Below are 20,862 nucleotides of genomic sequence, written 5' to 3' on the forward strand. Positions count from 1 at the left end.
GCGCTTCGGCCGGTGTGTGTCGGAGCGCTCCTTTTTCGTTAGTTCAAATAATGTTCCACGTGAAACATCGACCAGCTTACCATTTCCGATGCGGCCATTGCCAATGATGCGTCAGGGCCCAGCGTGCGGCTTCTTCGGCAATGCTCAGTGAAATGATGAGACTGAAAACACTGGCAACGATCATGAATGACCCACTCCCCAGTAGGAGATCAATGAGATAGTTTAACGCGTAGAACGTGACGCTGAATGCCGTGACGAAAGTAATTAGCCAGACAATAATTTTTTTGAAGTTCACAAGCTTCTCCCCCATAGACATGATCCTCAGTTTACAGGGCCAGTGACAGTAGCGTCAAGGAAAGGTCTGCTTACATAATTTTATTTATTAACGGTGGGAAAATTGCTACACTGGAGCTAATCAAAAGTTGAGGAGATGTTTTACCATGCAATCCCGTTTGATTCCCAGTTTTTCGTTCACCAGTGCTAAGGAAGCCTTGGCGTACTATCAAGATGTGTTTGGGGCCAGCGATGTTTATCGTTTCAGTCCATCGGCGGAACAGGCGCAACAGTTCGGCCTACCCGCGGATGCTGACCTCGAGAGCATGACCATTCACGCTGGATTTAGCATCTTGGGCATGAGTTTCCAGTGTGCCGATGCCTTTCGCGGTGCGCCGACACCGTCAAATCAGGTCGATATGATTCTAGATATCAATGGCGATGACCCGGCAAGCGTTCAGGCGGCCGAGGACTTTTACGATCACTTACAGGCGTCCGGGAAGGTCACCATCGACATGCCGTTTGCGTCACAGTTCTGGGGCGGTAAGATGGGGCATTTCACTGACCAGTACGGGATTGCTTGGATGCTGCACGTGATGCCATGGAGCCAGATCAAAGATCCGACTGCGAAATAGCTGAAATTTAGCCTGACCAATTTAGATAACTAAGAAAGCCACACCGAGTTGTCAAACTTGATGTGGCTACTTTGGTTATCAAATGATACAATTAATCTAATCGTATTTTAATCATATTCTAATCAGAAGGAAGAGGAACAACTTGGGTAAATTTTTAGCCTTCGCCAAACGGCAGACGGGCGGCCTGTTACTGCTGATCCCGGTGGCGGCATTTATCGAAATCTCCGTGGCGACGCTGTTACAACTCATCACGGATACGGCCAGTGGGAAGGGGCGGTTGAGTTACGGTCACCTGCTGTTGCTGGTCGCCGGCTATGTGGTGGTCGACGCGGCCTTTTATTTTTGGAGTTCTTACGCGAAGGCTAAATGGCAAAATACCATCAGTACCGGCGTGCGGTCGAGCTTGTTGCAGACGTATCTGACCACAACTGACCTGGCCGTCCCCGCCGCGAGTGGTCAGGACAGCCGCTTCAATCAACTGACCAACAACTTAACGATTTTTCAGGACGACTACTTACGGTCGACCGTCAACATCTATGCCGAGCTGTGTCAGTTCGTGATCGCCATTGGCATGTCGCTATTTATCCAACCGCTGCTGTGTTTGGTGGTGGTGGCATTGTGTTTACCGGGGTTATTGATTCCCTTGCTGAACCAACACCTGCTCAAAACGTCCAAGAATCGCGTGATCAAGGCCTCGGCCGCTTACACACAGACCCTTCAAAATATTCTCGGCGGCTTGCGGACGATTCAGCTGTTCAACGTCAATGGCCTGATGCGCCAGCTCTTTGACCAGTCGAATCAAACGTGGCTTCAGGCACAAAATAACGACCAGCGAAATCGCAAGGTCATCAGCGGGTTGGCCCAGTTTCTCGACAACTTCCTGTATCTGGGGACTTGGGTCGGCGGGATTTACTTCGTCATGCACGGCCACATTTCGTTAGGCCAGTTGGTGGCATTCTCGCAGCTGATGATTTTTATTGCCGAGCCGTTACAGATGGCCTCGGATCTAATCACGGATTTTGTCGGTGGCAATCAGGTCGCAAAAAAAATCCGGCCAAGCCTGTACGCGCCGCAAAATGGGACCAAGCAACCGGTCAATCGCTTGCGAACGTTAACTTTTCAGAATGTCAGTGTGACTCGTGACCAGCAGGACGTGTTAAAGGATGTCTCGCTGAAATTGGTCGCTAATCGGCACTATTTGATCGTCGGCAAAACGGGTAGTGGGAAATCAACGTTGCTCAACTTGCCGCTACGTAATCAGTCTGGTTATCAGGGGGCGTTGCTCGTTAACGACCAGGCACAGGCTGACGTGGACTTGCCGAGTTTACGGACGCGGGTGGGCGTGGCCGAACAGGATGGTTACATTTTTACTGGCACGCTGGGAGAGAACCTGAGTCTCTTTCGGACAGAATTCACGACCGAACAGTTGTATACGGCTTTGAAACGAGCCCAGTTACCGAAATATGCGACGGCTGAAGGGTTGGCAAAGTCGTTGACGGCCACAGGCGGCCAGCTTTCGGGTGGTGAGGTCAAACGTCTCTTGATTGCGCGGACCCTGCTCCAACCGGTCGATTTTCGCTTATTCGATGAACCGGCAAGTGGGCTGGACCCGCAGACGGCAACGGCGATCGAAGAGCTGTTGATGACGATTGTTGGCGGTTGGGCGACGATTACCCACCGGTATAACGCAGAGTTGTTCGCGTTTGCTGACGAAATCATTGTGGTTGATGCTGGCCGAATTGTGGCCCGAGGTGTCGCTGGGGATAGTGCGATTCAAGCGCAGCTGAAGCGATTGAATTTGACGAGTGATTAAGGATTGGACGATCTGTCTGATCCTTTTTAATTTGGTGATGAAATTGTCGCTGGAGATGCTATTTTAATGGGTCGTTCTGGTTACACAAGCTTAATCTCTAGATGAGGGGAAAGTCCGGTATACTGGGACCATCGTTACTGAAAAGGATGATTTGAAATGACTTTAAACCGAATAGATGATTACATCCAAGAAAGAAAAAAGGCGAGTGCAGAATTCACACGTGCCTACGATCAAGCAGGGGTTGATTTGGAGATTGCAGTAGCTGTTAAGCAATTACGGGAAAGTTTGGGACTATCTCAACGAGAGTTTGCAGGTTTAGTTGGTAAGCCGCAGTCAATGATTGCCCGAATCGAGACGGGGGCAGTGACGGCGACAAACAAAACACTCGCAGATATTGCTGCTAAAACATATCACCAACTTCGAATTCAGTTTGTCCAAGCACCCTAGCAAGTCTTCGTGCCCAATAATTGTCAATTACAGTTTGGGAGGCGACCGAATCAACCACGAATTCCAATGACAGTTTTTAGGCGTTTCGTGTCAAAATAGAGTTAAATGAAGCAGATGACACTTTTGGGGGAGGCGGAGTAGCCTTGAGAAAGTACGATGACGATGATGTCGCTCGGCGGATGGCGGCGGACCCAGAGTTAGCCCGAGAATATCAACAGGTGAAGGCTGATCTGTAAATTGCCGTGGCCGTGCGCAAATTGCGGGAGAACTTGGGGTTAACGCGCCGGGACTTTGCCCAATTGGTTGGCAAACCTGTGTTGCTAATTGCTCAGATTGAAGAGGGAACGGCCAGCGCGAGCATGGAACAACTGATCGATATCGCTGGGAAAACCAATCATGAATTGATGATCAAATATTTATAGAAGGACTGAAGAAGAGCCGTGACGGTTGCCACAGCTCTTTTGACGCTCTAAGTGAATGTTGCCAAAATACAGCCCTATAGTTAAATCATCAAAAGCCGGCATTAGGCGGGTCACGACAACAGAATCAGCTTTAGAGTCAAAACACGAGCAAGCTATTTAGAGCCCCCCGGTTAGTTACATAAGCTTAATAGTTTCGATGGAAGAAGTCAGGTATACTAGAGGTAAATTTAGGGGGTTTCACAATGAAAAAAGTAGCACAGGGGTTATTGATGATCGGAGTGGCGCTTGGTGGATTGGGTGTCTTGGCGACTAGCCAACCAGCCCAAGCGAAGAGCTATGCTAAGGTGACGAAATATGGGTACAACTACAAAGAGTCGTCCACGTATTTCTATTTTACGGGCAAAAACGCCCTGTACACCAAGCCGGGGACAATCAAGGGCGCTAAATTAGTGAAGAGTAAACAGCAACTGTTGACGCTGAACGCGGCCAAAACTGGTGAAAAGACCTTTATGTGGCGGCGTACGGCAACGACCAATCGCGGTGCGGTGTACTACAAGGTCGAAACCTTCGACCGCAGCATCAAAGGTTGGATCTATGCGGGTAAGAAAAAGCAGCATAGTCTGGGAATGATCTACTACAAGCACACGGAGAAGGACCCAGCCGGTGGCGTCCAATTCTTTTCCTCGTTAGCAGATAGTGCGTTAACGACCGAAGAGAAGAGCCACTTCTATCGCTTAACAACGCCGGGGACCGTAGACGATGGGACGCAACTCTTCTATTCGATTCCGGACTGGGCCGGTTTTGACGGCAAGTCGCAACCTAACAAGAAGAGCACCGTGGCGAATAAGAACGATGTCTTTGTCATTGATAATGCCAAGACCCGTGTTCGTGAAGGGGACCGGTGGGTCGTGGCGTACGATGTTAATCGTCCAGGCGTCGGTGGTTACATCAAAGAAAGCGGCCTGACAGCAATTTCAACGCCTAAGGCTAGCGAAGGGGTGACGGTTAATTATCGTGATTCCCGCACCAATAAATTACTCAACTCGTTTATTCTGCCGGTCTTAACCGGGGACAAGACGACCTCTATTGTGACGATTAATGATTTCCAAATCCCAGCAGGCTATGTAAGCAGTACGGAAAGCATGACCTCAAAGATTAAACTCGGCTTTGACAAGCAATCGACGAAAAATGTCAAAGCGGGCAGTCAGTTAAACTATTACGTGATTAATTAAAGTGAGACAACACGCGTCTGTAGAAATTATGGGGATGCGCCAATAGAAAGCGAGGCCGGGATTGGTTTATAATCCCGGCCTCACTGTGTCCTTATATTATTTTGCATACCGCTGAATCACGGCGACTAACGTTTCGGCGGCGTTCGGCAGACCAACGTGGTCGTTGTAGTAGCTGGCGAAACGGTCATCGTCCAAGTACATCTGGGCTAAGCCTTGGTGGGCCGCCGCTGAGTAATTGTTCCACGTGAAACATAGCCATTGCCGATGGAGTTGGTAGACTTCCTCTGCGGTCGGACTGGCCAGGTCACCACTCGTTGCCACCGTTTTTAGGGCAGTAAACAAGTACTGTTCCGTTTCCTGCATGGCTTGGTAGTCGGTTTCGCTTAGCTTGCCAAAGCGTTGTTGGCTGGCATTAACGGGCTCTTGGCCGTACAACTGGCGGGCTTCCTCGCCAAATTCACGGTCGTTGTCGGTGAGTTGTTGCCGTTTGAAGGCGGCGAATTTTTCTGAATCGGTCATCTGGGGACCTCCTTTGCGGGCCGCTAGCGTGCGGTCCAACGTGTTCAGCAAGGCGGTCAGGTGATCGCGTTTCGTGGTCAACGCCGCGCGCTGTTGCGTTAACGCTGCCGTTTGCTCGGTCGCTGACTGCTTGAGTAATGATTGGATTTCCGTCAAGCTAAAGCCGAACGCTTGGAAATAGCGAATCAGCTGCAACCGGTCGACCGCCGCGGCTGAGTATTCCCGGTAGCCGTTATCCGGATTGCGGCTGGCGGGCAATAGCCCAATTTGATCGTAGTAGCGTAACGTTCGCGGACTGACACCGGCGAGTTGCGCGAGTGCTTGAATGCTGTAGGCCACGGGGACCACCTCCTGTCTTGCTTAGAATCTACTATATAGGTTGCCGTAGCGTCAAGGTCAAGCGGAAAGTCGGCGAAAATTTACCCACCCCTAAATCTCCAGTCAGCCCCGTCATGGCGGGCTTCTATCCGGGAGACAAGTTTTGTGATTGCCACGGAGTGTGATAAAATAAGGGTATTATTTGTAAGTTGCGGTCGGTGGTTTTTCCCGGTCCGCACAAATTTTCCAGACGAATCAGATGAGGAGAAAAATGAATAAATTATTTTCGCGAGCTAACGTGCCTGAATTCTTACAGAACCGGCGCTTGCGGGGCATTGCTGCGATGACGGCATTACTCGCCATCTTGGGAATCGTCCTGTCATTTTTGCTCAATTGGATCTTCGGCATCGTGATTTTGATCCTAGTGGGCATTGCGACGCTAGTGACGTTTAATACCATGGCCGAGATCGGGTCCGACACGACGCAGTATATTTCCGACCTGTCGTTTCGGATTCAGCAGGGTGAGCAAGAGGCGCTGATCCGCATGCCACCTGGTGTGATGATTCTGGGCGACAACAACCAGATTGAGTGGGTCAATCCTTATCTCCAGAAATATTTTGGGGACCAGGACGTCTTGAACCGGACCATCGCGACGGTCGACCCGGACTTGGCGAAGTTGATCGATAGCGCCGAGCCCAAGACCATGACGACGGTTCGCTGGCAAGACTACCGCTTTACGCTGTACGTTCAACCGGACTTTCACGCCATTTACCTCTATGACATCACGCACTACGAGTTGATTCAAGAGCAGTATGACGACGAAAAAATCGCGATTGGCCAAGTCTTTTTGGATAACTACGATGAAATTACGCAGTCGATGACCGACCAGGATATTTCGAACCTGCGAAATTACGTCACCAACGAGTTGTCGGCTTGGGTGCAACAGTTTGACATGTACTTGAAGCAACTGGACGATGACCACTACTTCATTCTGGCCTACGCCAAGTCGCTGGCCGCCATTGAAGCCGATAAATTTAAGATCCTGGATACCATTCGGGAGAGCACGTCGAAGCAAAACTTCCCGTTGACCCTGAGTATCGGGATTGCTTACGGCGACCCCAACTTGAACAAGTTGGCCGACCAAGCGCAAAGCAACCTGGACCTCGCCCTGGGACGGGGTGGGGACCAAGTTGTCGTGAAGGCCGCCGACCAGGAAGCCCGCTACTATGGCGGGAAGACCAACCCGATGGAAAAACGGACGCGGGTACGGGCCCGGATGATTTCACAAGCTCTGCAAGAGCTGATGAACGAGTCCGACCAAATCTTCGTTCAGGGACATTCACAACCCGACATGGATTCACTGGGAGCTTGCCTAGGGATTCGCCGGATTGCGCAAATGAACCAGAAAACCTGTTGGATTGTATTGGATAAGGAAACGGTCCACTCCGATGTCCAACGGCTGCTGGACAATCTGAAGGCTTATCCGGAAATTGATGCCGCCATCATTTCGCCGGAAGAGGCGTTGGAAAAGGCCACCGACCAGAGCATGTTGCTGATGGTCGACCATTCCAAACCGTCGATCTCGATTTCCGCTGAACTTTACCACCGCATGGAAAACCGCGTGATGATTATTGACCATCACCGGCGTGGCGAAGAGTTCCCTGAAAATCCACTGTTGGTCTACATCGAACCTTACGCCAGCTCGACGTGTGAGCTGATTACCGAAATGTTTGAGTACCAGTCACAGGAGAGCGAACCCATCAACAAGCTGGAAGCTACGGCGATGCTGACCGGGATCTTCGTTGACACCAAACACTTCTCGTTGCGGACGGGGACGCGGACGTTTGACGCCGCCAGTTATCTGCGGTCTGCCGGCGCCGATGCCGTTAAAATGCAGCAGTACATGAAGGAAAATGTCGACAGTTATCTGCAACGCAATCATTTGATTGAAATGGTCGAGTTTGTTAATGAAGACATGGCTATCGTTGCCGGGGAAGAGGACCAGACGTATGATCCCGTCACCGCGGCCCAAGCGGCTGATGACCTGCTCAACATGTCCGGTGTCGACGCCTCGTTTGTCATCACGCGCAGAGCGGATGGCCGCGTGGGCATTTCCGCCCGGTCGTTGGGTGAGATCAACGTGCAGCTGACCATGGAAGACATGGGCGGTGGTGGCCATTTGTCCAACGCCGCGACCCAAATCGCCGACAAGACGGTGACCGAGGTCAAGCAGCAGTTGCTCGACATTTTGAACAAGTCGGATGAGCCGGAACCGGTGACGACTTAGGGGTGGAATGGCCAAGTCATTTCAAACTAAAAATGTGATATGACAAATTGATTGTGGGTTGAATGAATGTTAGCCGAGAGGGCGGTCAAAATAGGCTCAGCCGTGGCACTGCTTTAGCTGAGCGACTTGCTCGGCTTAGGCAGAACCGAGTTTTGAGACCTGAACTAGGGGCTCAAAATCGTGTTCACAGCGTTCCAGCCTATTTTGACCGCCCGGCAAGGCGAAACGGGAACATCAATTTAACCCCACAACGATTAATTGCTTCTTACCAATAGGTAGCGTAGGATTAATTTAGAAATGAAATTAGAGGAGTGACCGCCATGAAAGTCATTTTTATCAAGGATGTTCGCGGAAAAGGTAAGCGCGGGGAAATCAAAAATGTTCCCGATGGCTATGCCCAAAACTTTCTGATCAAGCGGGGGCTGGCTAAGGAAGCCAACCAATCCGCCATGAGTCAGTTATCCGCAGAACGCAAAGCCGAACAACGGCGTGAAGCCGAAGATTTGGCCGAAGCACAAGAATTGCAAAAGCGCTTGGAAGACAAGAAAACGGTTGTTGAAATCGTGGCTAAGGCTGGGGAAGACGACCGGTTATTCGGGTCCATTCCTAGCAAGCAAATTGTTCAGGCCTTAGACAAGCAGTTCAATTTGAAGATCGACAAGCGCAAGGTCGACCTCCCAGAACCCATCCGGACGTTAGGTTTCACCAACGTGCCGGTTAAATTACACAGCGATGTGATCGCCAAGATTCGGGTTCACGTGGTCGCTAAGCAAAAGTAAAGTTAACTTGAAGGTCGTCCGTTCTGGGCGACTTTTTTCGTTCTCACGATGGCGTGAGTCGAATGATTCCCCAGCACTCGAAAGTAGTGTATGATTCAGTGTAATAGTTGAGCTTACGTGAGGGGGTGTCGGTGAAATGTCTAAGCAGGATAATACAGCATTAGCACGTTTTATAACGTCGCTAGGCAGTCTAAACGATTACGGCAGTACCGTTGCCCAGACAAAACAAGCGTTGGATTTGAACTCGCCACAACCGCTGAATCAGGGTGGGGAGGACGTTGCGATTTTTCAAGACGCGCTGCAAGGGATTGCGGCGGTGAAGCAGGTGGGATTCTCTGTCGAGGGCATTATTGCCATCAACCGGGCGTTCACCACGCCATCGGTTGAGCAACCAATGCTACCAGGACACCTGCGGAACGGGGGTTACAATGAAGATGATCGCATTGCCATCACGATTGATTCGCGGGCGCGGGTGAGCTATTTCCCACCGGAAGTCGTGACGCGGGCGGATCTGCAGACAATCGTGGCGGCATTTCAGGTGTCCACGCGGGATGAGACGGCAGCTTGGCACGTTTTCGCTGATTTGGCCAAATTACAGCCGTTTCAGGATGGTAATAAACGGACCGCACTGATTGCGGCCAACGCGGCGGCTAACACGTGGACTCTCGAAAATTATTTGGTATTACCGTTTAATGATCTTGACCGCGTTGATTTCACGACGGCCTTGATGCGCTACTATTTGGCAACGGATAAAACGGCGGCCCAACAGGCTTTTTACCGGATGATGGCGGTCTTACCATCGAATCGTGAACAGCAACTCCACCGGCCGATTTCGCCCACGGAAGACGCGCGGCCGCAGCGGGTTCACCTGAAACCCATGCTGCGTAAGGGTTAGATATTGCCATTTCCCTACTATGAATTTACATGGTAAAATGTAGCTCTAGACGTGGAATATGAACTCAGAATTTATCGCCGTCAGCGACTCGTTGGCGGCGACGTTATCGTTGAAGCCAGTAAGCAACAAGTTAAGAGGTAATCGGTTAAGCATGGATAATAATGTACTGACAGACCACACACCACCACAGAACCTCGATGCCGAAAAGGCCGTCCTCGGGGCGATCTTTTTGAGTACCGATGCCTTGGTGGATGCGCTGGAATATCTGGAGCCGGAGGACTTTTACCGCCGGGAACACCAGATTATTTTCCAAGCGATGATTGATTTGAACGACCGCGACGAGGCCATTGATGTGGTCACGATTACGGACCGGTTGACGGCGAAAAACGAGTTGGAAGACGTGGGTGGCATCACTTACATCGCTGACTTGGCTGGCGCCGTGCCCACCGCGGCCAACGCGACCTACTACGCGAAAATCGTGCAGGAAAAGGCCATTTTACGGCGGCTGATTCAAACGGCCACGAACATTGTCACGCAAGGGTATCAACAGGACGAAGACGTTTCTGACATGCTCGACAACGCCGAACGCGACATCATGAGCGTCGCTGAGACCCGGAACCAGTCTGGATTTAAGCCAATTCGCGACGTGTTGAATTCATCCTTTGAGGAAATCAACAAGTTGTCCGAACAGGGTGACGTCATCACCGGGCTGTCGACGGGTTATGCCGAGTTGGATAAAATGACGACCGGACTGCACGACGACGAATTGATGATTCTCGCCGCCCGGCCAGCCGTTGGGAAAACTGCCTTTGCCCTGAACATTGCGCAAAACGTGGGGACCAAGACGGACAAGACCGTCGCTATTTTTAGTTTGGAAATGAGTGCCGAATCGTTGGTCAACCGGATGCTGTGTGCGGAAGGGTCGATCGACGCCAATCACTTGCGGACGGGGCAACTGTCCGAAGAAGAATGGCAAAACCTGATCGTTGCTATGGGGAGTCTGGCCAAGGCCAGCATTTACATTGACGACACCGCCGGGAACAAGATTACCGAAATCCGGGCAAAATGTCGACGACTCGCTAAGGAAAAGGGCAACTTGGGCTTGATCGTGATCGATTATCTGCAACTGATCGAAGGGACCAACCACGAAAGCCGGCAACAAGAAGTCTCCGATATTTCGCGGCAGTTAAAGAAGCTCGCCAAGGAATTGCACGTGCCCGTTATTGCGCTGTCTCAACTCTCACGGGGCGTTGAACAGCGACAGGATAAGCGGCCAGTGTTGTCCGATATCCGTGAATCCGGGTCGATCGAACAAGATGCCGATATCGTCTCCTTCCTGTACCGGGACGATTACTACGAGCGTGAGGGCGATGAAGATGGCGGTGGCGACAACAGCGGTGATCCCCGTGATGAGGGCGACCAAGATGTCGGCGAAGTCGAAGTCATTATTGAGAAGAACCGGTCGGGTCCCCGGGGAACGGTCAAACTGCTCTTTGTGAAATCATTTAATAAATTCTCGTCCGTGGCGTATACGCCGGATCAAAATTAGGAGTTTTCCTGGAAGAGGTTGCATAAGCACGTTCTGACGCTGAAAAAAGCGCGAAAATTTATCCGGATGAATTTAACATAAATCAAATTACGGGGCAACATCATTCTAATTAACGTTATAATTAGAGGATAAATAGTGTTTATGCGCAAAATTCATAGGAGTGTGCCAGAAAGTTCACACTTTCATCATATTTTCCGATTAGTATATGGAATATAGAAGTTGACCAATCGGTTGCTTCTACCAAAGATTAACAATCTTTTTTCATGTACTCCTCCTCCCCTGGAATAATGAAAAAATAGTTAACGTCATTCTTATATAATGACGTTACCCCTACTCCGATGACCATCGCTTTCCCCGAGCGGTGGTTTTTTTGTGCAAAAAATGGGTCTGGGACAAAAGTCCCAGACCCATTTTGCGCTCCGAACGTATATTGCGGAAACGTGCGACAAAAGGCAGTCAACTCCGCTTAACCCCGATAGACAAACAATCCAAAACCGGGATTATTCGTCTATCGACGTTAATGCTCATTGACTGACCGCCTTTTGTCCCACTCTCATTTTGGGAGTCAGCTTAAAGCTGGTTCCAATCGATGTCATCAATATTGGTCCAGCCCGAGTTGTCTTGCTCGCGTTGTTCAATGACGACTAAGGTTCCCGACATAAGAAGATATTGCGTTTCGTCCATTACTGATGCTCCTAACTCATCCAGAACAATTCGTATGTTTCACATGAAACATTCTAAACTATTTTCTTCAAATTCAAACGTAATGCGTCAAAGCTAGCCGGCAGCGTGCGCATTTCAGCCACGTCGTTCGGCCCATCCGCCGTGACCGTTGCCACGCCGCGGAAGTCCATTTTTAACCACTCGCAGGAGTAGCGAATGGCGTTAGCAATGCCCGCCGCCTTGATCTCCGGCTGGTCGGCCCCGACCACCAGCAAGTAGACGCGCTTGCCTTGAAAGGGGAAGCCGTTGGTGTAGCTGTCGAACCAACGGTCCATGAACACCTTCAGCGGGGCGGCCATGTCATACCAATAGACTGGCGTGGCTAGCACGATATCACTGGCCACGGCCACTTTGGTCATCAGCGTTTCGTAGTCGTCGGTGGAATCGGCTTGCGGGCGATCGGTGTCGCGGTTGTCCTGAACGAAATTCAGGTGGTGGTCCATTAAGTGAATCGTCGTGTGGGGAATGCCGGTCAGTAGGCGTTCGCCTAGCGTTGCGGTATTGCCCTGTTTGCGGGCGCTAGCATTGAATAGTAAGACGGTCATAGTCAGGTCTCCTCCTTAGAGTCAGTTTAGGGAAAGCCACCGGCAAATGCAATTGACAACCCTCGTGTGGCGTCGTATAGTATGCGGGGTCGTGGTCAGTGACGTTCGACATGGCCGAACCCCCGACTTAAACGGGAGGTATTTCAGATGAAAACAGTTGTTATTACTGGCGCCACGTCCGGCATGGGCCTCAGCGCCGTCAAGCTTTTTAGCCACCGGGGTTGGCAGGTCGTCTTGGCCGATTTGGACGCCGCCAAGGGGACGCAAACGGTCACGGACCTCACTCAGGCCGGGTACCAGCACCTCTTCTTTCACGCGACCGATGTCAGTCAGGCCGCTTCGGTTCAGGCCTTAGCCACGGCAATGAGTGACCACGGCTGGACCATCGATAGCGTCATCAACAACGCCGGTATCTTTGTGCCCGGTGAGCTCCACGATGTTGAGGAAAGCGCGTGGGACCGCATCATGGCGGTCGATGTGAAGGCCATCTACCTGACCAGTCGCGCGTTCGTTCCCGGCATGATTGCCCAGGGCCACGGGACCATTGTCAACACCGGGTCCATTTCCGGGCTGCGCGGCGACTACAACATGGCCGCTTACAACGCGGCGAAAGGGGCCGTGGTCAACCTCGTGCGGGCCATGGCGCTGGACTATGGGAAATACAACATTCGCGTGAACAACGTTGATCCGAGTGCGACCAAGACGCCGATGTTTATGGCCAATCCGCCGGAGGTCGTCGCGCAATTTGAACAGGCCAATCCGCTCAAACGAATCGCCAACCCAGATGACATTGCCCGCGTCATGTACTTTCTGGCAAGTGACGAGTCCGACCCCATCAACGGGGAAAATTTGCCGGTCTCGGGCGGTCTGGAACAACATTCCGGCCAACCGGTCCAATAGACCAGGTGAGTTGCGGTAACGGAGGGCGAGTCGTTGTTCCCCTGACCCTATAAGCCTATAATTTAGGCAGTGTCAGGAGGGAGCGGAACGAGCCGTGAACAAGACGATTAATTATCTGTTTTTCGTGTGGGGCCTCTGTGCCTTCGCCGTATTGCGCTTTTTGGGGAACTTTCCCAATGGCAGTTGGGTGAAAATTGGGGTGTGGGCGGTTCTAGGCCTTTTCGCCGTGATTCTTGCCGTCGTGGATTATAAATATAAACATAGATAAGAGGGTCTACCAGTAAAATGGTCGGCCCTTTTTGGTTACAAGCGAGTTTTCAACTGGGCGACCAAGGTCAGTAACGCTGACTCGCCGTTCGCCAAGGTTGTTGCATCCCCCGGCGCCACAACGCTTAAGCTCGACAGCAACTCCCCCCGGTGGTCGCATAACCCCACGGCCACACAACCGATGTGGTCGGCCTGTTCCCCGTGATCGTACGCTACATTTCGGGCTATGATCTCTGGCAGTTCGGTTTGGAACCGTTGGGCCGCGGTGGTTGGGACCGTGGCTAAATAATTATCCTGAAAGGCCGTTGGGGTGGCACTCAGTAGGAGTTTACCAGCGGCCGTGGTGGCTAGTGGGTCATCCGCCCCCGGGGCCGCCGACACGTGCTGGGGATGCGGCGCTTCAATTTTAGCGAGGTAGTGGGCGACGTTGCCGCGGCGAACGGCCACGTGGACGGCAATGTTCAGGTCGGTGGCGAGGCGTGTCAGTTCGGGCCGCAACAGAATCAGCAGTTGATCGGTCGGTAACGGGTCGGCCAATGCCAGCGCCGCATGCCCCAAGGAATAGGCCGTCGTTTGAGGATTCTTGTAGAGCAACTCATCGGCGGTCAGTGTCGCCAGGATTCCGAATAAAGTCGTTTTAGGCAACTGAAAGACGGCCTGCAGCGTTTTTAGTGACGTCTCCGGGTGACCGGCGATATACTGGCAGATGGCGGTGGCCCGTTGGACGGATTGAATCAGTTTGGTCATAAGTTCCTCCTAAGTGGGGCTAGTGTTCCCGGAAGTCCCGTGCTAGAATTGATAAAGTCTAATTGAATTTTAATCTTAGATGGCTAAGGGTTGAACCTTTTTTTGTGAATACTGGCTGTATGTGATTCGGCAATGATATAGGGACCAAAAAACAGGTAACACCGATCAAACATAACTGTCATACATATTTTTTGTCGGTCGATGATTTTATGGACGGTGTAAGATGCAGCTTACCAGGTAGCGTAAACCTACTTGTGCGCTGGTATTTGTCACTTGTCATGAAAGAGCCCAGTCAGAGCCGGAGGAGGCCAGGAATGGAGCCAGCCGTGGTAATAGTGGTAGCTGGAAGCTACCACTATGGGCGACTTTTAAGACGGATGACCTTCCCGGCTTAAAAGCGAGCGAGAAGACTGGTGTTCTTCCAGTCTGAAGCGTCCCCACAGCAGGCGTAATCCCTGGAATCCGCAGTGCGGCCAGTTCACACAAGCTATCTTTCAACGTTTAGTTACATAATCACAAGGAGGCGAGTCGGGTTGCAAGAGATCCGTTTACGCTGGCTACTGCTGGGCGCCCTGTTCAGCAGTATCGGCATGAGTTTTATTTGGCCGTTAACGACGATTTACCTCCACAATCGGTTGGGAGCGTCGCTGACGACGGTTGGGGTGATCCTACTCCTGTACTCCCTAGCAAATGTGTTGGGGAGCGTCCTGGGTGGTCGGTTATTTGACCGACTGAACCCGTACTATCTGACGATCGGCGGCGTGTGCGTGTCGCTGGTCACCTTGGCGGCCTTGATGGTCAACCACAGCTGGCCGGCATTTCCCATCGCGCTAGTCTTCCTCGGGTTTGCCTCGGGGTGGACGCTGACGATGGTCAACTCGCTGGGGACCACGATTCACAGCCGCGATGGCCGGTACATCTTCAACATGCTCTATTTTGCGCAAAACTTAGGGGTCGTCTTGGGGACGGCGCTGGTCGGTTTCGTGTACGCGACGAGTGTGACGCTACTCTTCGGCATCGCGTTTAGCCTGTTCGTGTTCTTCTTCATCGTGGTCGTTGTCTGTTACAAGGCCCCAGCCGTGATGAACCGCCAGGCCAGCACGCAGGAGAAGACGGCCGTGCACATCGCGTTGCCCAACCGCCGCATCATGGGGACCTTCTTCGTGTCGCTGGTGGTCATCTGGATCATGTACGAGCAGTGGGTCTCCAACCTCTCCGTTTACATGACGGGGATGGGGATTCCAATGAAGGAATACAGCCTGCTGTGGACGCTAAATGCGGGCCTGATCGTTGTTTTCCAGGCCGGGTTAAACTGGCTCGGCAACTACTTCAGCAATCTTTACCTACAGGTGTACGCCGGCATCTTCTTCGTGGCGTTGTCATTTGTCACGCTGATCTTCGCCAAGGACTACCTGCATTTCGTCATCGCCATGATTATTTTAACCATGGGCGAGGCCACGGCCTTTCCCGCGATTCCCGCAATCGTTAACAGTTTAACGCCCAGCGTGGTCAAAGGGAAGTACCAGGGGATGGCCAACGCGTGGGCGTCGATGGGGCGGGCGTTTGGGCCGCTCTTTGGCGGGATCGTCATCGATAACTCTTCCTATACGTTGCTCTTCATCATTGCGGCGGTCGCGAACCTATTGATCTTAGGACTGAACGGGCTGGTCATTTCCACGAACCGGCGGCACGTCGAAACTTTCAAATAATTTTGCTTGCGTTTGGGTGTATAATTGGTTTAGAGTAACAACTAGGATTTTAGGGAAATCGGGGAGAAGCAAAATGAAAAAGAGAGCACGGGGAATCAGCGGTCTGCTGATCGGCCTGGTTGCTGGGGGACTCTTGTTCGCTCAGACACCGCGCAATCAGTCGACCGTGACGGATTCCGTCGTTCAGCCAACGTCTGGTCAAACGATGGTCAAGTTATCCAGTCAAACGGGGAAGGGTCACGTTCAGATCAAGACGCAGAAAACGACGAGTCAAGCGGGCAAGACAGTTAGTCGCCAGACCACGACGACGGCGGCCACCCAGCAACAGCAGCAACGTTGCGTGAATAAATAAAAAAGTTTTAGTTGATTTTTGGACGTTTAAACACGGCATATACAGTTGAGTTAACCTACGGCGACGCGGGTTAGCTCTTTTTTTGCCAATTTTTCCACAAAATATACATAAAAATGAATGTTTATAAAACTATTGACATCAAAAGTGAATGATGATAAATTAAATATCAATCAAACAGACGTTATCAAGAAGAGTAACTTCACCACAACAGCCAAGCGAGTTCGGGACGATGGGAGCCGAACATGAACGGGGAAGCGAAGCGCATCTTGTAGTCGTGCCGGTGAATGCAGTAGCCGCCACTGGGTCGTGCCCATTACCGCACGGTGAGTTGGTCAGCGCCAACTCCACGAGAGATAAAACAAGGTGGTACCGCGAGCGAGTCGCCCTTGTTGACCTGAGGGGGTCAACGAGGACGGCTGGCTTTTTTTTATTCAGACAAAACGAATGAGGGGTAATTAAAATGAAAAAATTATTGGGATTAGGATTTGGGTTATTAGCGGTTGCGGCCTTAGCAGGTTGTGGCACCACGGAAGCCCATAGCAGCGCGGACAAAGCCTTGAACGTCACGATGATTGGGAATCCCGCCACCGCTGACCCCGCCATTTCCGGGGACAGTAACAGTTCCAGCATGATCGGCCAGACTGAAGAAGGGCTGTATACGTTGAATAAGAGCGGCAAGGTCGTCGCCGGGGTGGCCGAAAAGGTCGTCAAGCCAACCAAGAATGGCACCGTTTATACCTTTAAGATCAAGCAGAATGCGAAATGGCAAAACGGTGATCCCGTGACCGCGCAAGACTTCGTGACCAGCATGGACTGGCAGGTCAACCCGCAATCCAAGTCACAGGTCGCTAACAAGTTACAGTACGTGAAAAACTACGCTGCCATTCAGGCTGGCAAGCAGGATCCCTCGACATTTGGCGTGAAGGCTTTGGACAAGAGCACCTTGCAGATCACCCTGTCGAAGCCGCAACCTTGGTTGCCAGATATCTTAGCCACGGCCGTTTATCCGATGAAGACGGACCTCTTTAAGAAGTATGGCAACAAGTACGGGACCTCCTCCGAAAAGACCATGTCCGAAGGGGCTTACAAGCTGGTCGATTGGAGCGGCGCCAATGATAGCTGGTCTTACGTGAAGAACGACCACTACTGGAACGCCAAGAACGTCAAAATCAAGAAAATCAACGTGCAGGTCGTCAAGGACCCGGGGACGTCATCCAACCTCTTCAAGTCCGGTAAGGTCCAAGAAACCACGCTGTCTGGTCAATACATCAAGCAAAACGCCAACAATCCTGAAATGACGACGACGCTGAACAGCTCGATGCGGTTCCTGGAATTTAACGACAAACGGACCGTGACGCACAACACCAAGGTACGGCAAGCCTTCTCCTACGTGGTCGACAGAAACGCGCTGACGAAGAACGTCTTGCAGGATGGCTCCGCGGCCGCTAAGAGTTTGATTCCTTCCGGCGACGGCAATGACCCTAAGACCGGCGAAGACTTCTCCAAGGAAGTCGGCAACTTGGTCAGCTACGATCCAAGCAAGGCCACGAAGTTGTGGAACGAAGCCAAGAAGGAACTCGGCATCAAGAAGGCCAGTCTGGAACTCCTGACGGCCGATACCGACGAACAGAAGCACACGGCCCAATACCTCCAGCAACAGGCCCAGAAATACATGCCAGGCCTGACGTTGACCATTAAGTCGATGCCATTAGCCCAACAGATCGCCAAGGGTGCCGCCGAAAACTTCGACATCGATTTGGACGGCTGGACCACGGACTTCCGGGACCCAGCAGACTTCTTACAAATGGCAGACGGCACGAGCTCGGTCAACTTCACCAAGTGGAACAACGCCCACTTCACGGACCTGATGAACGAGGTCAGCGACACAGCCAGCCACACCACGGCACAACGGTGGGCCCTCATGAAGGAAGCAGACACCTACGTGACGAAGCAAGCCGGATTAGTCCCACTGTATCAACAAGCCAAGGCCCACTTAGTGTCTAAGTCCGTTGGTGGATTGAAATATACCATGATGAGTGATGCGCAGTATAAGTATGCTTATTGGAAATAGAGTGCGGAGCGGGGCGCCTAGGTCCTGAGCATTAGTGGGAATAACTCTTCTGTTCGGCTGTGCCGGACAAAAGAGTTATTGTTACTAAGCGCAGGGACCTGCCCCGCGGAGCACGTTTCGGAAGCCGCCAGACTCGGGATATAACATGCGGCTTCCAGGCTTAACGGTCTAAGATAGTATCACTTCAAAGCATCAGCCTGAACCAAGACTAGTTTACCCAAACCAATCTAACAGCTCACCTCATTTCCAAGATATCCCAGTCCCAATAGGCCTATACCAAAGATTCCACCTAACATTTTCACAAAGTTTACCCCTTCAGTGAGCGTCCGCCCTGAGAGACGCCACTCACCAAGTAAAATGAAACTAACCCCTCTAGAAAAAGTCGTCGCGACAATCAGGTCGTAGCGGCTTTTTTGCTAGGTCAGCTATCTGGCCAGTTGTGCGTGTGAACCAACTTGGCTGGGCAAAACTATTTCAGAAATATGGTCTATAATCATGGTAATTAAGGGTAAAGTTATGTTACCCTAAAACATAGAGGGTTGGGGAACCCCCTGAATTGTTGCTTGGTCACGGGAAAATTGGCCAGTAACGAGTAGCGTCAGAACACACGGTGAGACTATCGAGGAGGATGGTGTCATGCATTTACATGAGGTGTTTTTGGAGAAGGTTCATCAGACGGTTGACCTGTTAGAGGTCTTTATCTGTTTGTTGGTACCAGTATTCCTGGTCAAGGCCGCTGTGGATTTCTTCGTCCAGGGGCAGCTGTTTTGGCGGGACTACGGGGTATTATTTGTACAATCAGTAGGCGGTTTTATCGTGGCGTTCGTGCTGGTTGATTTGGTAGAAGTGATTCATGATTATCGGTCACGGTAAGTACATAAGCGACGGTGGATGACGGACTCACAATGAGTGCACTGGTCGCAAATAAAAAACGCACGGCAGAAACCATCGGAGGTTCTGCCGTGCGTTTTGTTGTGAGTTGAGTTGAATCGGGTTTTATGGTGGCTTGAAGGTTAATAAATGTCGTAGCCTAAATGGGACCTAACCTTTGAGGCGAGCTTATAACCAACATAATTAGGTATAGCCAATAATTGCCATAAACCTGTTACGTAAGCCGGGAGGTCGGGAGATATGGGCTCAGGCGCGTCGTTCTACTTAGTTGGCGTTTCTTGCCAGCTTAGTAGAAGACCAACCTTTAAGACTCGGGTCTTTCGAGGCTTCAAGTTGTGTCCGAACCGATCCAGCCCATATCTCCCGACCGGTAAGGCGAAATTTCGCTACCGTTGCCAGTACAACGACTTAATGCAGGGCGCTTTCCTTATACATGGCGTGATCAGAGACGTGCTCAAAGAGGTGAGCAGCGTGGTCCGTTTCAATGAATAGGCCTTGCCCGTCGTTGATGGCATAGTAGTGGCCGGCCGGATCCTTGGCTAGCATGACCAGAACTTCCTCACCCTTATGTAAAATTTCACTGTCGGCCACGGCCATACTGGTGGTGCCGGCTTGGGTGAAGGTGATGGTCTTACCGATCTTTCCCTTAAAGGCGTGGTCGACGGTCAGTGTTTGGGTCGTGTAATAGTTCTTCGGGGCCTTATGATGGCTGACGCTCTTGACGACTTCCCCTTCGACGATGACGGGGGCAGCCTTCTTGAGAGCGGTAAGACCACTCTGACCGTTGTAGTCGGTATTGTGGTCCACGACCATCTCGGGCTTCGCGGCGGCCGTCAAGGTGGTTAATTTGGCCGTCAGTGGCGTCTTGTAGACAGCCTTGACCCCACGGGTGTCGCACGCGGCGATGGTGTGGCGGCGGTTGGTCGGGTTCATCACGCTAACAGAACCAACCGCGTTATGGTTGAGCCCCAGCGCATGCCCCATTTCATGGGTAGCGACGTTGATACGCTGCTTTTTGGTGTACTTATATTTATTTAAAATGGCGCGGTTGAGGTACATGCCGGCCCCGGTCTGCGCGCCGTTCTGGTCAAAGGACTTGCCGACGTAAGCAATGCCGGTCGCACTGGCCCAGATACCGCTGGTCTTGCTGACGGTCGTGGTGTAGGACTTGGTGGCGGCGCTCTTCTTTTGCGTCCAGGTAAAGGCCTTCGATTTGGTCCAGGCTTGACGGGCGCTGGTCCAGACGCTGCGGTAGTAGGTGCTGGTGGACTTCATATAGTAGGGTGCCCGATTAGTGGCATAGCGATATTTGGTCGCGGGGGTGGTCGACTTAGTGGCGGCGCTGGCGGGGATGCTACCACCGAGAGCTAAGCCGATGATAAGCCAGATAACTGTTTTCCTCATAAAATGAAACTCCTTTTAATATAATTGCCAAATAAATGGTTAAGCTAACGTATTATTTTAAAAGTAGGCCTCAAAGGGTAGGCC

The 20,862-nt window shown here is 51.6% G+C and carries 19 protein-coding genes; 14 read left to right on the forward strand and 5 right to left on the reverse strand.

Annotated features, from left to right (window positions below; translation table 11 throughout):
- Positions 1-76 precede the first annotated feature (76 nt).
- Complete coding sequence (locus tag JUF10_RS07250) at positions 77-295, reverse strand: hypothetical protein (protein ID WP_203641551.1); 219 nt, start codon at positions 293-295, stop codon at positions 77-79.
- A gap of 145 nt (positions 296-440) precedes the next feature.
- On the opposite strand from JUF10_RS07250, the gene JUF10_RS07255 reads away from it, so the two are divergent.
- The 5 genes from JUF10_RS07255 (at position 441) to JUF10_RS07275 (ending at position 4,822) form a co-directional block, all read left to right on the forward strand.
- The gene (locus JUF10_RS07255; protein ID WP_203641552.1) at positions 441-908 is read left to right on the forward strand and encodes a VOC family protein; all 468 of its coding nucleotides are present in this window, start codon (positions 441-443) and stop codon (positions 906-908) included.
- A 142-nt stretch (positions 909-1,050) separates the two neighbouring features.
- The gene (locus JUF10_RS07260; RefSeq protein WP_203641553.1) at positions 1,051-2,721 is read left to right on the forward strand and encodes an ATP-binding cassette domain-containing protein; all 1,671 of its coding nucleotides are present in this window, start codon (positions 1,051-1,053) and stop codon (positions 2,719-2,721) included.
- Positions 2,722-2,877: 156 nt separating this feature from the next.
- Positions 2,878-3,168, forward strand: a complete 291-nt coding sequence (locus JUF10_RS07265) for a helix-turn-helix domain-containing protein (protein ID WP_203641554.1) — start codon at positions 2,878-2,880, stop codon at positions 3,166-3,168.
- Between the two features lie 248 nt (positions 3,169-3,416).
- Positions 3,417-3,590, forward strand: a complete 174-nt coding sequence (locus JUF10_RS07270) for a helix-turn-helix domain-containing protein (RefSeq protein ID WP_268911963.1) — start codon at positions 3,417-3,419, stop codon at positions 3,588-3,590.
- 242 nt (positions 3,591-3,832) lie between these two features.
- Positions 3,833-4,822 carry a hypothetical protein gene (locus tag JUF10_RS07275; RefSeq protein WP_203641556.1) on the forward strand — a complete coding sequence of 330 codons (990 nt, stop codon included), beginning with the start codon at positions 3,833-3,835 and terminating at the stop codon, positions 4,820-4,822.
- Positions 4,823-4,918: 96 nt separating this feature from the next.
- Here the strand turns inward: JUF10_RS07275 and JUF10_RS07280 are convergent, their stop codons facing one another.
- On the reverse strand, positions 4,919-5,680 hold the full coding sequence (locus tag JUF10_RS07280; RefSeq protein ID WP_203641557.1) for a MerR family transcriptional regulator: 762 nt from the start codon (positions 5,678-5,680) through the stop codon (positions 4,919-4,921).
- A gap of 250 nt (positions 5,681-5,930) precedes the next feature.
- Between JUF10_RS07280 and JUF10_RS07285 the strand changes: the two genes are divergently transcribed.
- The 4 genes from JUF10_RS07285 to dnaB all read left to right on the forward strand — a co-directional run bounded on the left by JUF10_RS07285 (position 5,931) and on the right by dnaB (position 11,169).
- A complete protein-coding gene (locus JUF10_RS07285; protein WP_203641558.1) occupies positions 5,931-7,946 on the forward strand; it encodes a DHH family phosphoesterase in 2,016 nt (671 codons plus the stop codon).
- 320 nt (positions 7,947-8,266) lie between these two features.
- Positions 8,267-8,725 (forward strand): 50S ribosomal protein L9, encoded by a 459-nt coding sequence (gene rplI / locus JUF10_RS07290; RefSeq protein ID WP_203641559.1) that lies wholly within the window; start codon positions 8,267-8,269, stop codon positions 8,723-8,725.
- A gap of 136 nt (positions 8,726-8,861) precedes the next feature.
- Entirely contained in the window at positions 8,862-9,620 is a 759-nt protein-coding gene (locus tag JUF10_RS07295; RefSeq protein WP_203641560.1) for a Fic family protein, read from the forward strand.
- 151 nt (positions 9,621-9,771) lie between these two features.
- Positions 9,772-11,169, forward strand: coding sequence for a replicative DNA helicase (gene dnaB, locus JUF10_RS07300; protein WP_203641599.1), 1,398 nt, complete (start codon positions 9,772-9,774; stop codon positions 11,167-11,169).
- Between the two features lie 737 nt (positions 11,170-11,906).
- On the opposite strand, the gene JUF10_RS07305 is transcribed toward dnaB, so the two are convergent.
- Entirely contained in the window at positions 11,907-12,437 is a 531-nt protein-coding gene (locus tag JUF10_RS07305; protein ID WP_203641561.1) for a flavodoxin family protein, read from the reverse strand.
- Positions 12,438-12,584: 147 nt separating this feature from the next.
- On the opposite strand from JUF10_RS07305, the gene JUF10_RS07310 reads away from it, so the two are divergent.
- Positions 12,585-13,337, forward strand: a complete 753-nt coding sequence (locus JUF10_RS07310) for an SDR family NAD(P)-dependent oxidoreductase (RefSeq protein WP_203641562.1) — start codon at positions 12,585-12,587, stop codon at positions 13,335-13,337.
- Between the two features lie 303 nt (positions 13,338-13,640).
- Here the strand turns inward: JUF10_RS07310 and JUF10_RS07315 are convergent, their stop codons facing one another.
- Complete coding sequence (locus tag JUF10_RS07315) at positions 13,641-14,351, reverse strand: IclR family transcriptional regulator (protein ID WP_203641563.1); 711 nt, start codon at positions 14,349-14,351, stop codon at positions 13,641-13,643.
- A gap of 533 nt (positions 14,352-14,884) precedes the next feature.
- Between JUF10_RS07315 and JUF10_RS07320 the strand changes: the two genes are divergently transcribed.
- The 4 genes from JUF10_RS07320 (at position 14,885) to JUF10_RS07335 (ending at position 19,356) form a co-directional block, all read left to right on the forward strand.
- On the forward strand, positions 14,885-16,060 hold the full coding sequence (locus tag JUF10_RS07320; RefSeq protein WP_203641564.1) for an MFS transporter: 1,176 nt from the start codon (positions 14,885-14,887) through the stop codon (positions 16,058-16,060).
- Positions 16,061-16,133: 73 nt separating this feature from the next.
- Entirely contained in the window at positions 16,134-16,412 is a 279-nt protein-coding gene (locus JUF10_RS07325) for a hypothetical protein (protein WP_203641565.1), read from the forward strand.
- 460 nt (positions 16,413-16,872) lie between these two features.
- A complete protein-coding gene (locus tag JUF10_RS07330) occupies positions 16,873-18,483 on the forward strand; it encodes a peptide ABC transporter substrate-binding protein (RefSeq protein ID WP_203641566.1) in 1,611 nt (536 codons plus the stop codon).
- Between the two features lie 636 nt (positions 18,484-19,119).
- Entirely contained in the window at positions 19,120-19,356 is a 237-nt protein-coding gene (locus JUF10_RS07335; protein WP_203641567.1) for a hypothetical protein, read from the forward strand.
- A gap of 426 nt (positions 19,357-19,782) precedes the next feature.
- On the opposite strand, the gene JUF10_RS07340 is transcribed toward JUF10_RS07335, so the two are convergent.
- Complete coding sequence (locus JUF10_RS07340; protein ID WP_236008183.1) at positions 19,783-20,778, reverse strand: matrixin family metalloprotease; 996 nt, start codon at positions 20,776-20,778, stop codon at positions 19,783-19,785.
- Positions 20,779-20,862: the final 84 nt, after the last annotated feature.

It is taken from the genome of Levilactobacillus andaensis (assembly GCF_016861695.1).
Lineage (GTDB): Bacteria > Bacillota > Bacilli > Lactobacillales > Lactobacillaceae > Levilactobacillus > Levilactobacillus andaensis.